General features: G+C 53.2%; 18 protein-coding genes and 1 tRNA gene. 12 read left to right on the top strand and 7 right to left on the bottom strand.

Annotated features, from left to right (window positions below):
- Positions 1-158: 158 nt before the first annotated feature.
- A tRNA-Leu gene (locus HN413_04285) sits at positions 159-240 on the bottom strand.
- A gap of 64 nt (positions 241-304) precedes the next feature.
- Here HN413_04285 and HN413_04280 point away from each other — a divergent pair.
- Positions 305-553, top strand: a complete 249-nt coding sequence (locus HN413_04280; protein ID MBT3389608.1) for a hypothetical protein — start codon at positions 305-307, stop codon at positions 551-553.
- A 27-nt stretch (positions 554-580) separates the two neighbouring features.
- On the top strand, positions 581-778 hold the full coding sequence (locus HN413_04275) for a thioredoxin family protein (protein ID MBT3389607.1): 198 nt from the start codon (positions 581-583) through the stop codon (positions 776-778).
- 46 nt (positions 779-824) lie between these two features.
- On the opposite strand, the gene HN413_04270 is transcribed toward HN413_04275, so the two are convergent.
- From HN413_04270 to HN413_04245, 6 genes are all read right to left on the bottom strand, one after another.
- Positions 825-2,003, bottom strand: coding sequence for an FAD-binding oxidoreductase (locus tag HN413_04270; GenBank protein MBT3389606.1), 1,179 nt, complete (start codon positions 2,001-2,003; stop codon positions 825-827).
- A 7-nt stretch (positions 2,004-2,010) separates the two neighbouring features.
- Positions 2,011-2,364, bottom strand: a complete 354-nt coding sequence (locus tag HN413_04265; GenBank protein ID MBT3389605.1) for a cupin domain-containing protein — start codon at positions 2,362-2,364, stop codon at positions 2,011-2,013.
- Between the two features lie 121 nt (positions 2,365-2,485).
- Complete coding sequence (locus HN413_04260; protein MBT3389604.1) at positions 2,486-3,193, bottom strand: hypothetical protein; 708 nt, start codon at positions 3,191-3,193, stop codon at positions 2,486-2,488.
- Between the two features lie 5 nt (positions 3,194-3,198).
- Positions 3,199-4,119 carry an FAD:protein FMN transferase gene (locus HN413_04255; GenBank protein ID MBT3389603.1) on the bottom strand — a complete coding sequence of 307 codons (921 nt, stop codon included), beginning with the start codon at positions 4,117-4,119 and terminating at the stop codon, positions 3,199-3,201.
- Between the two features lie 2 nt (positions 4,120-4,121).
- Positions 4,122-4,547: a hypothetical protein gene (locus HN413_04250; GenBank protein MBT3389602.1), complete on the bottom strand. Its 426-nt coding sequence runs from the start codon at positions 4,545-4,547 to the stop codon at positions 4,122-4,124.
- A gap of 92 nt (positions 4,548-4,639) precedes the next feature.
- Complete coding sequence (locus HN413_04245; protein MBT3389601.1) at positions 4,640-5,245, bottom strand: hypothetical protein; 606 nt, start codon at positions 5,243-5,245, stop codon at positions 4,640-4,642.
- A gap of 184 nt (positions 5,246-5,429) precedes the next feature.
- Between HN413_04245 and HN413_04240 the strand changes: the two genes are divergently transcribed.
- The 10 genes from HN413_04240 to HN413_04195 all read left to right on the top strand — a co-directional run.
- A complete protein-coding gene (locus HN413_04240) occupies positions 5,430-6,113 on the top strand; it encodes a response regulator transcription factor (GenBank protein MBT3389600.1) in 684 nt (227 codons plus the stop codon).
- Positions 6,103-7,527, top strand: coding sequence for a HAMP domain-containing histidine kinase (locus HN413_04235; GenBank protein ID MBT3389599.1), 1,425 nt, complete (start codon positions 6,103-6,105; stop codon positions 7,525-7,527). The genes HN413_04240 and HN413_04235 overlap by 11 nt, the downstream gene beginning before the upstream one ends.
- A gap of 171 nt (positions 7,528-7,698) precedes the next feature.
- A complete protein-coding gene (locus HN413_04230) occupies positions 7,699-11,361 on the top strand; it encodes a tetratricopeptide repeat protein (protein MBT3389598.1) in 3,663 nt (1,220 codons plus the stop codon).
- A gap of 202 nt (positions 11,362-11,563) precedes the next feature.
- Positions 11,564-11,968, top strand: a complete 405-nt coding sequence (locus HN413_04225; protein MBT3389597.1) for a hypothetical protein — start codon at positions 11,564-11,566, stop codon at positions 11,966-11,968.
- An 11-nt stretch (positions 11,969-11,979) separates the two neighbouring features.
- Positions 11,980-12,192 carry a hypothetical protein gene (locus HN413_04220; protein MBT3389596.1) on the top strand — a complete coding sequence of 71 codons (213 nt, stop codon included), beginning with the start codon at positions 11,980-11,982 and terminating at the stop codon, positions 12,190-12,192.
- Between the two features lie 73 nt (positions 12,193-12,265).
- Positions 12,266-13,060: a hypothetical protein gene (locus HN413_04215; GenBank protein MBT3389595.1), complete on the top strand. Its 795-nt coding sequence runs from the start codon at positions 12,266-12,268 to the stop codon at positions 13,058-13,060.
- Between the two features lie 73 nt (positions 13,061-13,133).
- Positions 13,134-14,255: a hypothetical protein gene (locus HN413_04210; GenBank protein ID MBT3389594.1), complete on the top strand. Its 1,122-nt coding sequence runs from the start codon at positions 13,134-13,136 to the stop codon at positions 14,253-14,255.
- The gene (locus HN413_04205; GenBank protein ID MBT3389593.1) at positions 14,252-18,037 is read left to right on the top strand and encodes an FHA domain-containing protein; all 3,786 of its coding nucleotides are present in this window, start codon (positions 14,252-14,254) and stop codon (positions 18,035-18,037) included. Before HN413_04210 ends, HN413_04205 begins: the two co-directional genes overlap by 4 nt.
- Before the next feature lie 214 nt (positions 18,038-18,251).
- Positions 18,252-19,412: a hypothetical protein gene (locus tag HN413_04200; protein MBT3389592.1), complete on the top strand. Its 1,161-nt coding sequence runs from the start codon at positions 18,252-18,254 to the stop codon at positions 19,410-19,412.
- An 89-nt stretch (positions 19,413-19,501) separates the two neighbouring features.
- A partial coding sequence (locus tag HN413_04195; GenBank protein ID MBT3389591.1) for an FHA domain-containing protein occupies positions 19,502-20,389 on the top strand: 888 nt, incomplete at its 3' end.

Genomic DNA, 20,389 nt, shown 5'->3' with positions numbered 1-20,389 from the left:
GTTATTTCAACCTCCACCCATATTTTCGGCTGCTTTTTAGCAAACTGCGCGAGTTTTGATTAGACCTGTTCCTGACTTTTTCCCGCCACAGGCGGGGGATTCCCAGAGACCCAAATGTTAAAACATAACAGCCCCTTTCGGGGCTGTTATAATTTCAGTGCCAAAGGTGGGAATCGAACCCACACTCCCGGAGGAACACGAGTTTGAGTCGTGCGCGTCTGCCAGTTCCGCCACTTTGGCAAGTGCAGTTATTTTATCTCAGAATTCAAAGTGGTCAAGGACAAAAAAAGAGCGGAGAGGCTAAATGGAAATTATCAACCACTATTCAATGATAATAAGCGCGCTTTTCATATTGGGATTGACAGCATACTTTCTGCTGCGGGATGGTTATTCCCCCAGGGATGGTGCGATTCTAATTGGGGTGGCGGCTGCGTTGCTTGGCGGGTGGCTGATTCTGCGCCCTCAGCAGGCTTCTGCCGAGAAGGTGGCACAACTTCAGGCCGAGTTTGGGCAGGGGCGTGCAGTTTTACTCGAAATGCAATCCCCCTTCTGATTTGCCTGCGCCGCGGCGAAACCCATCGTGGATGGGTTAGAAGTAGAATTTCCAACACAGTTGAAAGTTGTACGCGTGGATGTTCAATCGGCCTTTGGGCGTGAACTGGCCCGTGAGTATGGCACTTTTACCCCAACGTTTGTACTCTTCGATGCACAAGGCGAAGAACTCTGGCGCGTTGTTGGCAGTTTGGATGCCGAAAAAGTGCGCCAGTCGATTCCCTAAAAACAAGGCTGTGGACGGCTTTTGCCGTCCACAGCCTTGTTTTTAGTTACACTAATTTTCCATGCCCCTCAAAGACGGGCTTGTTTTCTAAAATGCGTTTGGGGGAAAATATTGAAAGATCAAGCTTCGGCGTTTGTCCCAAAATCAATTCGGCCAGGTAGCGCCCCACTGCGTGGCACTGCTGGAAGCCATGTCCGGAAAATCCGTTTGCCAGCATAAAGCCTTGAAGTTCAGGCCATTCGCCCAAAATAGCGTTACCGTCAAATGTGTTGACCGCATACAACCCGGCCCAGGCGCCGGTGATTTTAAGACGGTCAAACGCCGGGGCGTATTCCACCAGATCGGGCCACATTTTATCCATAAACGTATTGCGGTTGGTACTGAAATCGAAACCGATGGGATCATCGTCGAAAGACTGCCCGCACATCCAACAATTTTCATGCTCGTGTACCAGATACATGCCGGAGGGGAAAACGGTGAGCGGGTATATTTCTTCGGGATTAGCTTCTGTTTCAAGGATGAAAACCTGACGCATCACCGGGCTAATGGGCAGTTCCAGGTCGGCGGTGCGCGCCAGCCCGGTAGCCCAGGCCCCCGCGCCGTTGAGAACAAACTTCGAGTTTAGCATTTCACCGGAAGCAAGCACCACCCCGGAGACGCGTGCGCCCGTCCGGGTGATTGCGCTGACTTCGGCCTCAATGAAATCGGCGCCTAATGCGATGGCTTTGTTCTTAAACGCCATCAACACGGCATGGGGGTCCATCGTGCCATCCAGCCGCCCAAAGGCGCCCCCGGCGATGCCGTTGGTGCTGATAAGCGGAAAATGCGCTACAACTTCTTCGGGACTCCACCACTCGACATCGCAGCCCAGGCTTTGCTGCATCGCCTGCCCGGCGCGGGCGTTTTCGAGATTGGCTTCGTCGGTGAGGAAGAGATTGCCCTGCTGTCGAAAATTGACCGCCGGTTTGACATCATCTACAGCCATATCGTTGGCGAAGGTTTTCAGCATTTCGAGGGCGTAGAGCGAAATTCGGATATTTTCTTTCAGATTGAATTGCAGGCGCGTGTTGCCGTCGGAGAGCACGGTGGAGTTTTTGGCGTAGGTGGTGTCCATCTCGATGATGGCGACCTTGAGCGCGGGATCAGCTTTGAGCAAATAATAAGCGGTGGCACAACTCATCAGCCCGCCGCCCGCCATAATGACATCGTAGGTTGTGGCTTTCATGTTTGGCCTATTCCAGAATTTTGATCTCGTCGAGTTGATTGGGCACCAGGCATAAGAACTCGAAAGGTTCCGCGCCGATATTGTTATACCAATGCGGCACTTCTGCCGGGATGAAGACCACATTCCCCGTGCTTACTTCGTAGACTTCATCGCCAATGCCGATGCGGGCATGACCGCTAAGCACAAATTGTTCATGTTCCACCAGATTGGTGTGCCGCGGCATGCCCCCGCCGGGCTGCATGATAAAACGGCGCATTGCAAAATTGGGGCCATCTTCTGCCGAGATAAGCACTTGCATGCTGGTGCCGCTCCCGGCCTGTACGGGTTTGAGTTCAAGTTCACGGATATGTTTGACGGACATAGCGTTTTCTCCACGGGGTCTGACCAATTTGGCACAACAGATTTCTCCGCAAACTATACCGCATCTATTGGATTATGAAAATGAAAAATTATGGACTCTTAAGGAACTGCCGTGAGAAACCCTACTTTTTACCTTGTTTCGGCGCGAATACTGGCAAACTGACCAACACTCGATAGGCCAGCAGAAAGAGCAGGCTGCCCGCGCTGCCCCAATACATCAGCCCGGCCCAAAGGGTGCTGCTATCCGTACCACTGGCGATACCATGCGCCAATGCTATCGCAAAGGCCAGAAAACTGGTCAGGTGAATCAATCGCCAGGTTTTGGCGCCGATTTGTTTGCGCACGTAAAAACTCAGCGTGATAAATCCCCAGACATAGAAGGCCACTTGCCCAATCCCGACCCAAATGGGTTTATAACCCTGACTGGCAAAGGGAATCAACACTTGCAGGCGTGAAAATTGGATATAACTATCGCCGGTCAGGATCAGGCCATGAAACAGCGCCGCGCTTAACCCCAACAAACTGGTGAATTCATGCAGGTCCACGGCTTGCAATAACCCCGGCCAGACTTTTGCCATTTTTCCGGTCAGCCCTAAACCCAGGGCCATCGATAGCCATAATAGCCAGTAGGCCACAAACGCACTGCCGCGCGAGAGATACCAAAACACTTTTGGATCACTGCCAACGATGGAATACGATAAAGACGGCAGTATTTCAGGCAGCAGGTATATGCTTAGTAACATGCCCGCCGCCACAGCTAAAAGAATAATTCCGGTTGATTTTTCCACTTCTGTGTCTAAAACAGGGTTTACTTTCTCAATATTCGACATTCGAATTACTCCAAACGATATTGCTTAAATTTTTGACTCTCTAAAATCGAGCCATCTTCGAGTACTACCAGCCCTTCGATAAGGGGTTGCTTGTCCAACCATTCCAGGCCATGCTGGCTGCCTGAGATCAAGACAACTTTGGCAGCCATTTCAGCCTCAATGACGGTTGGCGCAACAGCAGTGACGCTGAGCACATCGGTTTCTGCGGGTTTGCCGCTGCGCGGGTCGATGATATGATGCTGCCAGTCCGAGCCGGTTTTCCAGCGCCGGTAATCGGTTCCCGAAGTCGCGATCCCGCAGCGCCCCACCTGGAGCATCCCCAGTTGTTCGCCCGGCTGGCGGGGGTCGGCGATGGCAATCAGCCAGGGCTTGCCGTCTGCGCGCCAACCGCTGATGGCGATGTCGCCGCCCGCATCCACCAGGGATGGGGCGTAGATTTTCAACTTGTTCATAGCCGTCTGCGCCGCCCAGCCTTTGGCAATGCCGCCGAAATCCAGATGTGTATTGGGAGCAAGCTGGATGGCGCGGGATGAGGCGTCCCAGTGCAGGCCATCCACCGTGGGAATCGGCGAGCGGGGGGTGGAGTGGTTCCCGTTGCCCGAAGGCTTCATTTTCTCGAAGCTTTGGCTGTATCCGGCCTGGAGCAAGGCATCCAGCACGAGGGGGTTGATCAACCCCGAGCTGCGTCCGGCAACTTCCAGAGAGAGTAGGAAAACATCCCACAAAACCGGGCTGACCGTCTGCATCATCCCCATGGATTGATTCAACTTTGAAAGTTCACTATCCTGCCGGAAGCGGCTCAAACTTTGCTCCCAAACATCAAACCATTCGGGAACCCGATCCAGGCGGTTTTGCGCCCGCGCAGAAGGATTATCGAGGGCTGCCATCATCTGGCAGCCCATAGCTCTGAACGATATTTTTTGCATATTTATTGGGATGATTGGGTTACAGTAACAGCGCCTGCGCCGGCACTCGAACCTGCGCTCGCTCCACCGCCACCACCGCCACCACCACCTGAAGACGGTTTCGACCCGCCGAGCACCACTGTAGAGCCTGGCCGAAGCTCGGGCTGGGACACTACTGGGGCCGCAGCGGGCTGTTGTACAATTGTGCTGGGATCCAGCGGCGGGATCAGCGTGGGCATAGGCGGCAAGTCCAATGCCAGTGCAGGTTCGGCGCTGGGCTGCACAAGCGAAATGTTGCTCGTGGTAGACGCCAGAACGCCGAGATCATTCTGTTGGCTGAATAAGCTCCAGAAGCCCAGTATGCTTGCCAACGAAAGGGAGACAATCAGCGTTTTGATAGCGCCCATCAACGATCTTCGTTTTTTGGGACGTTTTTTAGCATTGTTCATAAGTATTTCCTGATTTCAGTAACAAGTTTGATGAGCTAATAAAGGTGGACGAAATCTTGAAGTTGTTCTAAAGTTCACCGCTCGGCTAAATCTCAATCGTCATCGTCGTGGTCATCGTCATCGTCGTGTTCTTGTTCCCCGCTCTGCCCGCCACCAGAGTTACTTGCCACACTTTGCCGTGAGTCAGGCTGTTTTACTGCCCGTTCTACCGAGATCACATCCCCATAACGAGTGACAAAGGCGACATCACCAGAACTAAAGGTGACTTTATAAACCACCTTCGTGTTGTAATTGACGACTTCGACACTATAAACCTGACTCTGGCCGAGGTGATTGGATGCAAATACAGAAGCTTCCTGGGCAGTGATCTGCAGCAATACCGGGGCAGGTGTGCTGACCTGGGTTGCTTCAGCCGCTTGTTGCTCGGCAAGCCGGGCATTGGCTTCGGCAATCATTTCCTGATACGCGACCTCGCGCGCAAGGAGTTCTTGCTCGAGCGTTGGATCGCTTGCTATGGATTGTTCCACTGGTTTTTCCGCGATTTGTTCCACGGATTGTTCTATGGGAATGGGGCCCGTTGATACGGCTTGGAGAACTGGGGTGGGTTCTGTACCGCGCACGGTATAAACTACGCCCCCGATGATTGTAAGTATAATGGCACTCAAAAAAGCTGAAAAAATAACGGCTGGCTTGTTCATGATTTTCTCCTTGTAAGTTCTGGCAATTGTCATCCATGAAGGGAATCTTCGAAATTGCCCTGAATATGAACTCAAGGATACCGGGAAAGAATTGGAACTTTCTTGGAAAGAAGATCGAGTTTTCCAATCAATTTCCAATCTTCTTGAAGTACACTTAGAAAATCACAAAAAGAAGGAAGTAAAGATGCGCGTTTTAATCATCGAAGACGACCGCCGTCTGGCAGATTTGATACGTACTGTGCTGGAAGAAGAACATTTTGGGGTGGATCTGGCGCATGATGGCAACCTCGGTTTGGAGATGGCGCTACGAGGTACCCATGATATCGCCATCGTCGATTGGATGCTCCCCGGTCGGGATGGCCCCTCCATTTGTCGGGCAGTGCGCTCGGCGCGCCTGCCGATGGCGTTGCTCATGCTGACCGCTCGCACCCAGGTTGAAGACCGGGTCGCCGGGCTTTACAGCGGCGCAGATGATTATCTGGTGAAGCCTTTCTCTATCGACGAGTTAATTGCCCGCCTGCACGCCCTGTCGAGAAGGTTTCAGGATAATCCCGCCGATCAGTGGGAACTTCGAGCCGGTCAACTTGTGATGGATTTGCGCGCCCATACCGCCCGCCGGGGCGAACACCCTCTGGAATTAACCAAAACCGAGTGGACTTTGCTCGAATACCTGATGCGCCATCCCAAACAGGTTTTGTCCCGTCAGAATATCCTCGATTATGTTTGGGCATATGACAGCAGCGTTCAAACCACAATGGTCGATGTATATATTTCATACCTGCGCACAAAGCTTACTGTGCCCGGTATGAAAGACCCCATCCAGACAGAACGCGGGATCGGATATAGACTCAATGTCGATGATGCTTAGAAAACTGCGCACGCAGCTAACCTTATTCTATTTTCTAGCGGCTCTTGCCATTATTCTCCTGGGTGGAGGTGGGTCTTATAGCCTGCTGCACTACTACCTCTACAATGCTACTGATCAGGCCATGCAAGTGAAGATGGCCCTGCTGATGAATCAATATGGATTGTCGTTGCCCGATGAGTTGGCCGATGCCGAACAAGACTGGCTTGAAAATAAAGGGCAGTCGCTGCCGACGCCGACGCCTGTCCCTGTGATTGCGCATGAGTCAGAAGATGAAGAAAGAGAAGAAGGGGAAGAAAGTGACGAAGATGACGAAGGTGACGATGAATATTCTCAGCCCAGCGCATATTCAGAAGAACATTCTGAAGAAGGTCCCTATGACGAGGAGTTAGCTCCGGTTTTTGTGCTGCCGTTGAATGCCAATAGCGAATTGATCACCGCCACAAACCTGCCCGTAGCACCCATTACCCAAGATAAGGCCGCAGCCGCAGCAGCACTTTTGACGGGTTCCGACCTGCGCACGATCCGGCTGGAGGATGGCAGCCGCGCCCGTTTGCTGACCTACCGGGTGATGGTACCCGGTGGCCCGGAATTGCTTCAGGTTGGCAGGCTGCTGCGCGACCAGGACCGAGTCTTGAGTCAATATCTGGTGGGATTGCTGATTCTGGCCGGAATCAGTTCTTTGGCGTTGGGTCTGGGAAGTTGGTGGCTCTCTGGCCGATCATTAAGCCCTGCCCAGCAGGCCTGGAATCACCAACAGGCCTTCGTTTCCAATGCCAGCCACGAACTACGCACTCCATTGACCCTGATCCGGGCAACTGCGGATTATGCCTTGCGTCAGAAAAATCAGGCCGATCAAGCCGATCATCTGCAAACAATCCTCCAGGAATGCGATTATATGAACAATCTGGTGGATGATTTGTTGCTGCTCTCTCGCCTGGATTCCAGTCGATTGCAACTCACGCGCGAAGTAGTAAAACTCCCCGCACTGCTCTCCGAAATCGAGGGGCAATTCTCAATGCTGGCTGCTGCAAAACAGGTTACCTTGAAAGTCATGGACACCACCGGAGCAATTTGGGCAGACCCGATTCGTTTGCGTCAGGTGTTACTAATCCTTTTGGATAATGCGCTGCGTTTTACACCTTCTCAGGGGAGTATCCAACTCGCCACACGCCAGCATGATAAAGAGTGTCAAATCCTGGTCAGCGATCAAGGGATTGGCATTTCCCCGGAGCATCTACCCCATATTTTTGAACGCTTTTACCAAATCAACAATCCAGGGGTTGATGATTCGCACAATAATGGTTTAGGATTATCCATTGCAAAAGAGTTAGTTGAAGCCCAGGGTGGAAAAATCTCGCTGCAAAGCCAGGTAGGCAAAGGGACATTGGTCATACTGACTTTTATGAACGCATAAGTTTCCAGCATTGAAGGCCTGTTCAAATTCATGTAGGCAGAGCGCTTTCATATTCCAAGTATATTGTCATCTATGCTTTTTGCAGCACAACTCTGCAACAGTGAAAACCTTACATATGCAGGTAACTCCTTTCCTATTGCGATTATCTATTCTTCACCTATAATCAGATACATGGCCTCACAGCAAGTTCGTGCAAATCTCTTCGGAACTTTTGCGCTCTGGCAGTGCGAGGAACAACTCGATCTTCCAAGATCAGCCTCGGCACGCGCTTTATTGGCTTATTTACTACTGCATCGCGGGCAATTCCAATCTCGAAATAAAATTGCAGGGATTTTCTGGGCGGATATGGATGAAGCCCGCGCTCGCAAAGCGCTCACCCAGGCGCTATGGCGCATCCGCAAATTTGTGCCTGATATTCTCGAAGTCGATGCGCAACAGATACGCATCCCCGAAAATGAGGGGCTGCTCATCGATGTGAGCGTTTTTGAAAAAAAAGCAGAAGCATCCTGGCAATTTGAGGCCGCGTCTCCTGATGATAAAAAAAATGGCGCCCAAGCTTTGCATGAAGCAGTAGAACTCTATAAGGGTGTTTTACTGGAAGGGTTCTATGACGACTGGGTTCTGGTTGCGCGCGAGCGTTTGCGGGAAATGTATCTGCGCACTCTGGAGTACCTGATTGAAATTGAGAAGAAAAACGGGGCGTACACAGCGGCTTTAGATGTCGCCCTTAGGCTGGCGCAGGCAGACCCCTACCGTGAGGCCGCTCACCGCGAAGTTATGCGCCTGTATTACGCGCTCGACCGCCCAGAAGCAGCCCTATCTCAATACGAAACATGCTTCACTATTCTGGAAGACGAGTTAGGGCTTCAGCCTGATCGACAAACGCGCGCCCTGGCTCAAGAAATTGCCTTGCGCGTACCCAATGTGCAAGCGCCATATTTGCCCAAAACTCCATCGCCGGTAACGCCCTGGTTGTTCGATGAATCGCGTCCCGCGCAGCTTCCGCTTTTAGGGCGCGAGAACGAACGAGAAGCGCTCACCTGCTTCATGGAGGAAGCCATTCGAGGCTTTGGTGGTACCGTTTTAATTGAAGGTGAAGCAGGAATCGGCAAAACGCGCTTGATGAACGAGGTCATTCGCGATGCCGAGTGGCGCGGCGTGCAATCGCTGTGGGGGCGCAATCTCGAAGGAGATGTCTCATCTCCCTATTCTGCGATCATCGAAGCTTTAGCGGGCGGCTTGACCGCATTGCGAATTAATCAGCTAGCGCAATTCGTGGAAGAAATCTGGTTCCGGGTTTTAGCCCCCCTCGTGCCTCAACTGTACCAGGAATTACCTGGGCTTGTACCCGCGCCAACCCTGCCCCCAAAACATGAACATGAGCGCCTGGTGCAGGCCTTCGCCAATGTGCTTTCGGCATGGGGGCAGATCACCCCGGTTCTATTGGTATTGGATGATTTGCACTGGTCGAATGAAACCGATATTGATTTGCTCATTGCGCTCACCCCCCTTTTGCACACCAGCCGTGTATTGATGATTGGCACATTTCGCGGCGAAGATGCCCAGGTGCGCGGCACATTATGGCAAAAAATTGGCGGCTTAAACCAATCTGGAATACGGCAGCACATTATTTTAGAGCGGCTATCCTCTACTGTAGCGAGCGAATTAATCCGTCGTAGTCTAGGCATTTCGAAAGCTGCTCCGCTCTTTGAAATGCGCCTCTATCAAGAAACGCTGGGCAATCCACTCTTCATCCTGGAAACCTTGCGTGCCCTGCATGACGAAGGGCTATTGGAACAAGATGAGGGTGGCGAATGGCATACGCCCTGGGATACGACGACATCCGATTATCGAGAACTTCCCCTGCCGCAGGCTGTAGAAAATACAATTGCCACTCGTCTGGCGCGTTTATCGAGTAACGAGCTCATTGTCCTAAGCGCAGCAGCCGTGCTGGGCCGCGAATTCAATTTTTCATTGTTGAGCAACACCACTGGGATGGAACTCAGCCAGGTTCTCACCATCGCCAACGCCTTGGTCCGCCGACGCTTCCTAGAAGAATTACCAACGGCATATCGTTTTACCCACGACAAAATTCGTCAGGTTGCCTATCAGGCCATCCCGCCCGAGGCGCGGCGAGAATTACACAAACGGGCGGGAGAAAATTTACTCATCCTGCAACCCGACCAGATCGAAACCCTGGCACACCATTTCACCGAAGGCCATCTCTGGGATCAGGCAGCTACCCATAACCGGCGGGCCGGAGATCGGGCAAAATCGATGTATGCGAATCGCACTGCGGCGTTGTATTATGCGCGCGCATTGGAGGCTTTCGAAAAATTCCCCGGTGATATTGATCCAGTCCACCAATTCGAGTTGCGCGCCGCCAGAGAAGCAGTGTATGCGCTCCTGGGTGAGCGAGAAAACCAAAAAACCGATTTGGATGCCCTCACCGCGTTGCTAGAAAATCTCAAAGTGACCACTCCAGAGCGACGCTCGAAAATCGCTTTACGCTGGGTCGATTATTGGGAAGCGATCAGCGATTATCCCGCCGCCATCCGCGCCGTGCGCCATGCCGTAGAGCAGGCAAAATTAGCCGGTGACAAAGAATCTCAACACCAGGCTCATGTAAAATGGGGGCAAATGCTCCGGCAGCATGGCGATTATCCCCAGGCGCGCCAACATCTGGAAATTGCCTATCAACTCAGTTTGGAAAATCGGGACCCCTTAGCCCAGGCCATCAGCCTAAATGCGCTTGGCGTAGTGTTTTTCAATTGTGGCAATTATGATGCCGCCCTCGACTACTCTCGGCGCGCCCTGGAGGTCGGCCAACCCACCGGCGATCAGGCATTGCTGGCAGAAGTTCACAACGCCCTGGGCGGTGTATTTCATTTTCTGGCAGATTTTCAGGCAGGGATTGACCACCATCAACGCTCGCTCAACCTGAGACGCGCCATCGGCGATCGCCGCTTTGAAATATCCAGTCTCTACAATCTTGCTATCACTTATAGTGATAGCGGCGATCTACATTCGGCGCGCGAAAAGCTGGTTGAAGTTTGCGATCTCAGCCAGGCAGTTGGCGACCGCCGCCTGGAAGGGTATGGCTGGGTATTCCTCGGGCTGGTACTGGAACAGTTGGGGGAACTGGACAATGCGCGGGATGCTTATTCCCAGGGCTTGGAACTCCGCCGAGAGGTCGGGTTGAACGCCATGGCTAACGATCCCCTCGCCGGACTGGCGAGATGTGCAACTGCGGAGGGGAATCATGCCACGGCCGTTAGCTATGCCGAACAGGTTCTCGATTGGATCGAAGAAAACGGAACTGATGGCATTGGCGATCCCTTGCTGGCTTATGTGGGTGTTTATCGTGCCTTGCTGGCGGCTGGAGAAAGCGATCGTGGATTAGTTGCATTGCAAGCTGCCTACAATTTGTTGATGCAATTCGCCGAAAACATCGCCGATCCTGAACGCCGCCGCGCCTACCTGCATGATATTGACCCGGGGCGACCGATTTGGAATGATTACCATAAATATATCCTCGGCCAGAGCAAGGTGCTGCTCCCCTGTGCCGACGCTCCCCTTGGACGTCCGCTCCTGGCGAGCGAGTGGGTTGAAATCACCTGGACAGCGAACACACCCGAAGATGAGAAATTCGAAGGGAAAACTGAACGCCGTCAGCATCAATTACTGCGCCTGGTGCAAGAAGCCCAAGAACAAGCCGCGGCGCCAACAGTAGGCCATTTAGCAAAGGCTCTGGGGGTTAGTGACCGCACGATCAAACGCGATCTGGCAGCATTGAGAGATTCTGGGCATATTGTCGCCACACGCGGGGCATAGCCAATAGTAACTGCTCAGGCTAACGCCTTCGCAGAGAGAGGCATTCGCGTTCCGTCTTTCGCCTTCACACAAAAAAAAAATGTCCCCAAAGTTTAACGAATAAAAATCACAGCGAAGACATTTTCGAGATAGCAGACATTTATACTGATGCACAATCATACGCATCAGTTTTTGCTCTTTAAGTGATAAGGAGAAAAATCACATGAAATACCGCCCCTATAAACTCATTTTGGCCATCTCCCTGCTGATCCTGTCCATCCTGGCCTGTGATTTCAGCGCTACCACTGCCAATATCGCAGAAGCGTTTATGGCAAGAGATTACGATGGAACACAACCATCAACTGCCTTCGCTCAAGACGAAACATTTTATTGTGTTGTCGATTTGGCAAACGCCCCGGATGATACGACTGTGAAAGCCGTTTGGATTGCCGTCCAGGCCGATGGCGTCGATCCCAATTTTCTGATTGACGAAACGGAAATCACTTCTGGCAGCAACTCGCTGCACTTCGAGTTGAGCAACGATAATCTATGGCCGACGGGCAAATACAAAGTAGAACTCTATCTGAATGGCGAACTAGATCGCACACTCGAGTTTGAGGTTCAGTAAAAAAGATGACCTTGCCTAGCAAAAGACAACTTTCCCGCGAAACCTTCGTCCTCCGCTTGTGGGCTGAAGAAACGGTTTCTTCAGTCTGGCGGGGGGAGGTGCAGAACGTCCGCAGTGGGCAGACGGCTGTTATTCGCGACCTGGAGGAGTTGCTTGATTATTTGCGCAGTCAACTCGATGAACAAGCAGCCGCTCTTGCCAAAGAACGCGGCGGGCTAAGATAATTTTATAAAGCAACGACGCGTTAATGGCACCTGGCATGATACATATGGCAGGGCTACTCAGGAGATTATTGATATGAAACCGACAAACCCCAAAAAAATTGAGGCGATCATCTCAGTTTTGCTAGTTTTAATTCTGGCAACGCTGGCCTGTGAGGTTCCCGGGGCTACGATTGATACGAACGCGGCCGCGACTGCCGTTCAGCAAACCGTGCAGGCAGCCGCACCCGGAGATACAAATTCAACGGGCGGTTTGCAGCCCATAGACCCCGCCGCGTTGACGGCAACCAGCATCGCTGCCGCCAATCCACCCATTTCTGCGCCCGCCGAGAATGGACAAGCTGCCCCTATGCCCACAGCTACAACCCAGAATTATGCGCAGTCACCGGCGGCATCGCCGACATCGTCATCGGGCAATGTTCAGCCTACATCAGCGCCGCCTACGACAGCGCCGCCGCCCGCGCAGGGGGCCGCCCAACCGTCGTCGGCTACATCCTCCTATGTGGAACTCTACGATTATTATGATTCCAAACAAGGCGTTGATCTCGATAATGGCGGCGGCCTGGAGGAGATGGCCTACATGGAATACAACTCCAGCGATCCAAACCCCGGCCATGCCCTCGGGCAACTCGGCGGCAGGGGCACCGTTTGGGCTGATGTGGGAACAACATCTCCCACTTATCAAAGCTGCACTGCGATTATGAGTTGGTATCCCGGCCTCCACATTTCAAAGGGGCATTATTATTGCTATATCACCGACCAAAACAACTATGGTTATTTGCGAGTGGATCGGTTAGAACAAATTGGCACCGGGGGCAGCGAATTGCAGCCCTGGGTGCTCGGCGTCAGTTTCACCACCTGGCTACCGTAGAGCAGATCATCTCAGGAGGAAAATCTTCGTGAAAAATATTCATTTTCGTAATCGGCTACTCCTTTGGAGTTTGATGCCACTATTTGCAATTTTGGCCTGCCAGGCGGTTAATGGGGATGGGGCGAATCCGGCAACGGCGCTAACGCTCCAGGCCGGAGCAACGCAAGCTGCCCCCGGCGGGTTGCAACCCCTCTCCCCGGCAGATGCTCAGGCTACCCTGGTGGCAGCCACTGCCGCGGCTGGGAACCAGCCCCCCACGCCGAATACACCCCCAACGGCATCCAATGCTCAGGGGCCAGCCGCCGCACCGCCAACGGCAACGCCGATCCCTTGCGATAAGGTCAGCTTTGTCAAAGATGTCACCATCCCAGACAATACCAAGCTAAACTCCGGGAGCGCCTTTACAAAAACCTGGCGTTTGAGGAACGATGGCAGTTGCACCTGGAATGCTGGCTATAAGCTGGTTTTCGATCACGGCGACGCCCTGGGCGGGCCGCAAGATGTGCCGTTAACCACAGGCACAGTGGCTCCCGGCCAGACGATTGATGTCTCAGTGAATCTGACGGCGCCTGCCCAAGCTGGCACCTACCAGGGCTATTGGAAGCTGCGCAATTCATCGGGTGTGTTGTTCGGCTGGGGAGATAAAGCCAACGCCGCTTTTTGGGTCAAAATCAAGGTTGAGGTCGCTGCCCAGCAGCCACCCGCGAATACCAAAAAGAATGTCACGTTGTTGCCAACATCCAATGGGGGTAGTGTTGACTCCAATGGGCTGGGCAACACCGGTTATATTCCCGGTGACGACGCCACCGATCTGGCCTGGGTCACTTTTATGGATTTCTCCATCGTCGATATTCCCCCTACAGCCACGATCCATTCCGCCACGCTGACGTTGCCTTGTATTTTGGTGGCAGGCGATCCATTCAACGAACTGGGTGAAGTGGGCGTGTTTTATTCGTATTATGGAAATTTCGACCCGGCGGTGCTTTCGCAGGGAAACTACGATCTCTCGCAATATTTGGGTAGACTGCTGAGTTGCCCGGATACGCCGCTGGATGTGACAGCCTCCTTGCAAGCCAATCTTGGACCGCCCTATTATCAGATCATTGCACTTTTCCAATTCGGCACCGATTCCAACGCCGATGATGATTATATCCAGATCACCACACCCAGCCTGAAAGTTGAGTACACACCATGACAAATCCACCACAAACACCGCCTGTTTTGGTTATGGCACAAGGCCCCTGGCCCAACCATACGTTTCCACTGAACAAGCATATCCTTACCATTGGCCGCATGGATGATAATGATATTGTCATCGACGATCCAGGCGTATCGCGCTACCATGCCCGGCTGACTCGCTCGGAAGGCAAGTGGATTCTCGAGGATTTAGGCTCCAGCAACGGCACATTCATCAACGGCCAACGCATCCGCGTACCAACGTATCTGGCCGCAGACAGCCAGATCGGCCTGGGGCCCGATGTTTTGTTGGGCGTGCAACGTGGAACCCCGGCGGCGGCTCGCCCGCGGCAGAAAGCGCCCCGGAAAAAGTCGAAGTTGCCCGTCGTGGGAGGCGTACTCGGTTTGGGGCTGGCAGGCCTGATCCTCTTGGGCGTGCTGGCTGTGGCGGGATATTTTTACTTCTCCCCTACGGCGCGTTTGCCCTTTGGGCTATCCCAAACAACGGAAGAAAATATTTTTTCGAATGGCCCGGGGGTGGTTATTCAGCAGCCGCAGCCTTACACGCAAATTAATACAGGCGACTCGCTGCTCTTTTCGGCCACTGCTGTGGACGATAGCGGCGTGATCCGGATTGATTTATGGGTGGACGACCAAATGGTTTTATCCCAATCCAGCCCGGATGCGAACGGCATTACGCCCCTCAGTCTGAATTACCCACTGGTAGCAACCGCGGAGGGTACTTATACCCTGGTGGCACGCGCCTACAACAAACAAGGTCTCATGGGTGAATCGCTGGCGCATAGCGTCAACGTAATCGCTGGTGAGTCTACGGCTTCGACCCAAAAACTGGGCCAGTATGTCGTCCAGGCGGGCGATACGCTGGAGAGCATTGCCCGCAGAGCCGGTACAACTGTGGATGCGATTCTGGCGGTCAACCCCGGCATTGTAAACGGGCAGATCACGCCCGGTCAGGTAATTCTGATCCCATTGCCCAAAGCCCCCCCGATGGGCGCCGCGCCGCAGCCTCAACCCGTCAGCGGTCAGGCTGGCGGTCAGGCTGGCGGCCAAGCCGGAGGTCAGCAGGGCGTCCAACAACGTAACGGAGCTGCTCCAGCCAACCCATCCACATCGGTGTCTGTCAAAAGCGCCACTGTGAATCCCAGCCCGGTTTATTACGGGCAGCACTGCACTACATTTGCCACCGTATTGCGGGCGACTGCCAAAGTCGAGCCGCTGGCGGATATCTCCAAAGTGATTCTGGCCTATGCCTATATCGACAGCGCCGGAGTCAGAACCCAGGATATTGAGCTTGAGATGAAGTTGACCGGGGGCGAGTACAAGGCCGATGTGAACGTCGGCAAAGAGGCTGAGGCTCATCTCGCCCAGGCTGGCGGCAAGCTGGAATTGAGGGTTGAGGCTTACGACAAAAATAACAAACTCAGCTACAGCCCGATCTATACGGCTGCGGTAACATACTGTCCGCCGCAAGCAGGCGGTATTAACCTGCCAGGTTTTGTCCCGGCGGCTTTCCCCGATCTCGGAAATCTCAGGGGTCCAGGGCAAAATGGCTTACCCGGCGTGGTAGTGAATCCTGCGCCCGGGGCGGTTGGCAACCCCAACCCGCGCATGGCCGCGCCCGATCCGGTGCAGGTTACGGTGGCGGGTGATTGTCAGGTCAAAATTACCTGGAAAGATAACACCACCATCGAAACCCATTACGATATACAACGACGCGCACCAGGCGCCGCGTTTGGTTTGAATGTTGACGTTTTGGCAGCTAATATAACCGAATACGTAGACAAGCTGCCTGGGTCTGGCAAGTACGAATACGAAGTCGTGGCGCGGCAGTCTCAGGGGGGCAAAATTGTCGATTATGCGACCAGCCGCCCGGTGATTGTAGATGTTCCGTCTACTCCGGCCTGCCAGCCTTTGCCTACACTAATGCGCCTGATTTTCCAGCCGGTAGCCTTCAACGCTCCGGGCTACGCCGAAGGATTTATTGAACCGATCATAGCCCCGTATGCTGTCTTCCGCTTGCCGCGCGGGCAGGGTAGCAGCATCCCACTGGGCAATTTTGGTTCCGACAAATACCGGCTAGAGACCTGGTTACCCGAAACCCAGGTGGGGCAGAACCTTATCATCAAAGTAGCGGCCAGCGGCGCGCAAGCCAACAAGCCGCCTGATAAATTGGGGTTTTTCGCAGCAACGCACGCGTACGCTGACCTCACCAGTGGGAATACAGACCAGATCTATCAAGGGAAAGGCCAAGGTTTTACGTTCCAATATAAGCTTTGGCTGGAACCCTATCTTTGGAATGCGCCGCAAGCGCCGCCCAGCGCCGTGATCCCTGCGCCCACAAACGTGCGCGTGTCAGTGAATAAAGATTTTCACGATCTATTTTGGGATTATCCGGATAATAATGCCCGGAATCAATATGTCAGCGGTTTTCACGTGTATAGCCAGTATTATTGCCCCGGACACAAAACAACCATCGAGTGGCCGCATGTCGTGGTGAAGCGGGCCGGAGGCATGGCCTTCGACCCCCAGAAACTGCCGCAAGGCTGTGCCTGTTCGCATTCCGTCAGCGCTTTTGGGCAGGGCGGCGAATCGCAACGGGTGCCAATAAAAAACCCCGAAGATTGTCTCACCTACAATTGGGACGAAAAAGTAACCGTCACTTTCAAGGATATTGAAATTAGCGGCCAAAATATGCCGCAGCCCCGCAACGCCACGATTGACCTTTGGGCCAATTACTTCTTCCATACATCTGCCAGTGAGGTGCATCTATTCTCTGGCAAGCATAATCTCGGCCAGATTGATTTCAGTCCTCAGGCAGGCGTGCAACCGGGCAACACACCCATCACCCTGCAAGTCAAAACCGGCGACGCGTTGCAACTTGGGTTCTATATCGGCGGAACCTGTAAAAGTACTGATTTACTGATTAAAGCGCCCGCCGGTGGCTCTTGGGCAGGCGTAAACCAGGATTATATTGTCCAATCCGCGGATGGCGGCTGCAAAGTCACAGTGCAAGTCGGCAGCGGAGGAGGGCAGCAGGGTCAACCGCCGCAACAGGCAAAATATGGGCCAGGCTGCGGGGATACGGGCTGCTCAATTACAGTCTATAACAAGACCCCCTACACGATTGTTGGGCTAAACTTCACCCGCAAGAGCAATAATGTGGTGGAGAACCCCATCAGCCAATCAGCGATGGTGATCCCGGCCAATGGCTCCTTACAAGTCAGCGAGTTTTATGATGAAAATTACACCTATCAGGCTTTTTATGGCACCTGGGCACAGGGGCAGGCAAAACCAACGATATCAGGGAATGGCCCCGTTTCGCCCGTGTTTGCGGGCACTTCGCAAGCCATCCATATTTTTGACCCCAAAGCTCCGCCCCCAAATGCCAATGAAGCGCTCCTGCGAAAATTATTGACCGCTGGGCAGCCAGCGAATGAGTTCAAACTCATGTGGCTTTTCTATAATAAAGGTCAGGGAGATGTAATGTGTCCAACCGTCATCTGCAATGACCGTATCATCTTCTATAGCAATGGCACTTTTGACTATTTTGAAGCCGATGTAGCCGCAAAGGTAACGTCAGGTACGTATAAGCTTGTTTCTCTCAATCCTGCAACCGGCGTAGCTTCGTTTGACCTCATCCCGAACGGTAACAAGGCAAAATTTTCGAGAGTCTTCTATAACTTCAATACCAATGTGTTCCAAAGTATGTCGCTTTATGTGGATGTTACAACCGACAAATATGGATATCGAAAAACCAGCTTTAATCCTCAGGTGCCTTGATTGAATACATCGTAAACAAAGTGATTTGAATTTTCACAAAAGACCTCCGAAGTCTCCAGCGAGCCTGTTCAGATCGCGAAGAGCCTTCCTGCTTCTTCACTTCGTTCGAAATGCTGCGCGAAGACTTCGGAGGCCTGAGCCTAAAAATGGAATTTTCTTTGTTTACAGTGTATTGAACGATAGTTTATAAAAAGCCATGATAAGGAAGTATGCAATGAAATCTGGAAACATAAATGCCCTGGTTGTTACCCTGCTGATGTGCTTGTGTGCTTTGACACTCAGCGCCTGCGAATTGGAAACCCAATCACCGGATGCCCTGGCCGATCTCGCCAGCGGCCCCAATACCTGGATTGAATACCCCGCGGAGGGAGCCATCTTCACGATGGGGAGCATCCCCGTTACGGTGTATGCTGCCAGCCCCGATGGAGTGGGAAGCATGATTGTAACCGTGGGTGGGGAGGCTATCCCCGTGGGTGAACTTACGCCCCTGGTGAATGACTCCACCCTGGTGCGCGCCGACCTGCTTTGGCTGCCGCCTGGCGAGGGCGAGTATCTAATTACAGCATCTGCGGGCGGCACACCGACATCCCTGCGCTTCTGTGTTGTAACCTGCAATACACCGGAGGTCGAGGCAGCTGAACAGATGGAGCCGACAAATACACCAACGGCTACGCTGCCCGTTATCACCCTGGCCCCCGATGAACCCACCTGGACGCCAACACCCGCGGCATCGAAAACACCCACCCCAACCGCATACAAATCCCCCACGCCAACTCCAACTGCGTATAAATCGCCCACCCCGACAGCTTATAGCGAATCTTCAGCCGAATTCTGGGCCGCGCCGCCCTATATCAACGCTGGCGAATGCACCACATTGAACTGGAACGTCTACGGGGATTTCCAGGCGATCTATCTTGAAGGCAATTCGGTGAACGCCAGTGGCAGCGATTCAGAATGCCCCTCGGCGAGCTATACCTACCACCTGCAAGTGATCGAAATGGACAACTCCACCACCGACCATTGGACAAGCGTAGATGTCTATGAAGCGCCCCCATCTGACACAACCGGGCCAAGCATCAACTGGAAAAATCTGGTCTGGGAGAGCTGCCAGTTCTACGGAGAGGCCGGTATCAGCGATGAATCTGGTGTAAGTTGGGCACAGTTCTACTATAATAGAAATGGCGAAGGCTGGAACTCTGTCTGGATGAGCGAACTCTCAACGGAGTATTGGCAGTCTGAAATCGGTGTCTCGGTAGACGATGGCATGAGCACGCCAATGGGTACGGTTGAATACTATATCGTTGCCAGCGATAGCCTGGGCAACCAACGCCAGTCGGGCACTTCATCCTATAGTTATACAGGCTGCGATGGATAACGAGTAAACTAAATGCAATCAGGTGGGATGCACTTTGTAAACGCATCTCACCTGGCCTACCTCATTTTGAAAGCTCCGGAGGGCAAAGCATGGCTAATCAACCCACAAAAACACCTTACCTGGTTATGCACCAGGGGCCGCGACCCCAGCAGGCATTCTCGCTGAAAAAGAACCTGCTCACCCTGGGGCGGGCGGAAGATAATGATATTGTTATCGACGACGCTGAAGTCTCCCGCTATCATGCCCGCCTGACCTGGCAGGGTGACAAATGGGTGATCGAAGATTTGGGTTCAAGCAATGGCACCTACATCAACGGGCAGCGCATCAGCGCGCCGACGATCTTGGCGGCAGGCAGCCAATTGAGGCTGGGACCCGATGTTGTGCTGGGTATGCAAGCGGGAGCGCCGGGGGGAAAACATCTTTCTCGCAAGCGCAAATTCCCGCTCTCGGTGGGTTTGGCTGGAGCCGCAGTGTTGGGTATATTGGTGTTGGGTGTTCTGGCTGCGTTGAGCTACGTTTATCTCTCGGGGAATTGGCCGTTTGGGTTGGCCCAGGGCGCGGTACCATCAGGCCCAACGGTCATCATCCAGGAACCTGTTCCAGGAACCCAGATCGTCAAGGGCGATTCGTTTATGGTCTTTGTCAGCAGCCACGATAAAGATGGCGTGACGCGCATTGACTTGTGGACCGATGATCTATTGCTGCTCTCCCAGGCCAGCCCCGATGAGGGCGGGATGACACCCTTTACCTTGAACTATCCCTTGGTAGCCGTCGAGACGGGCAGCTATGCCCTGATCGCCCGCGCTTATAACAGCCAGGGCGAAATGGGCGAATCGGCAGTTCACTACGTGACTGTGTACGATGTGAATGCTTCCCGTCAGGATTTAGCGCAATACATCGTTCAGGAGGGGGATACGTTAGAAAACATCGCCGGAAAAGTTGGGGTGCCGGAGTCTACTATTGGAGCGGTCAACCCC

The organism is Chloroflexota bacterium, assembly GCA_018648225.1.
Taxonomy (GTDB): domain Bacteria; phylum Chloroflexota; class Anaerolineae; order Anaerolineales; family UBA11858; genus NIOZ-UU35.
This window is presented reverse-complemented; position numbering and strand designations above follow the sequence as displayed.

Coding starts and splice junctions, on each gene's coding strand:
- HN413_04270 (MBT3389606.1), bottom strand. CDS start 2,003: ATGAAAGCCACAACCTACGATGTCATTATGGCGGGCGGCGGGCTGATG.
- HN413_04280 (MBT3389608.1), top strand. CDS start 305: ATGGAAATTATCAACCACTATTCAATGATAATAAGCGCGCTTTTCATA.
- HN413_04240 (MBT3389600.1), top strand. CDS start 5,430: ATGCGCGTTTTAATCATCGAAGACGACCGCCGTCTGGCAGATTTGATA.
- HN413_04205 (MBT3389593.1), top strand. CDS start 14,252: ATGACAAATCCACCACAAACACCGCCTGTTTTGGTTATGGCACAAGGC.
- HN413_04250 (MBT3389602.1), bottom strand. CDS start 4,547: ATGAACAATGCTAAAAAACGTCCCAAAAAACGAAGATCGTTGATGGGC.
- HN413_04265 (MBT3389605.1), bottom strand. CDS start 2,364: ATGTCCGTCAAACATATCCGTGAACTTGAACTCAAACCCGTACAGGCC.
- HN413_04200 (MBT3389592.1), top strand. CDS start 18,252: ATGAAATCTGGAAACATAAATGCCCTGGTTGTTACCCTGCTGATGTGC.
- HN413_04215 (MBT3389595.1), top strand. CDS start 12,266: ATGAAACCGACAAACCCCAAAAAAATTGAGGCGATCATCTCAGTTTTG.
- HN413_04235 (MBT3389599.1), top strand. CDS start 6,103: ATGATGCTTAGAAAACTGCGCACGCAGCTAACCTTATTCTATTTTCTA.
- HN413_04245 (MBT3389601.1), bottom strand. CDS start 5,245: ATGAACAAGCCAGCCGTTATTTTTTCAGCTTTTTTGAGTGCCATTATA.
- HN413_04255 (MBT3389603.1), bottom strand. CDS start 4,119: ATGCAAAAAATATCGTTCAGAGCTATGGGCTGCCAGATGATGGCAGCC.
- HN413_04230 (MBT3389598.1), top strand. CDS start 7,699: ATGGCCTCACAGCAAGTTCGTGCAAATCTCTTCGGAACTTTTGCGCTC.
- HN413_04260 (MBT3389604.1), bottom strand. CDS start 3,193: ATGTCGAATATTGAGAAAGTAAACCCTGTTTTAGACACAGAAGTGGAA.
- HN413_04210 (MBT3389594.1), top strand. CDS start 13,134: ATGCCACTATTTGCAATTTTGGCCTGCCAGGCGGTTAATGGGGATGGG.
- HN413_04225 (MBT3389597.1), top strand. CDS start 11,564: ATGAAATACCGCCCCTATAAACTCATTTTGGCCATCTCCCTGCTGATC.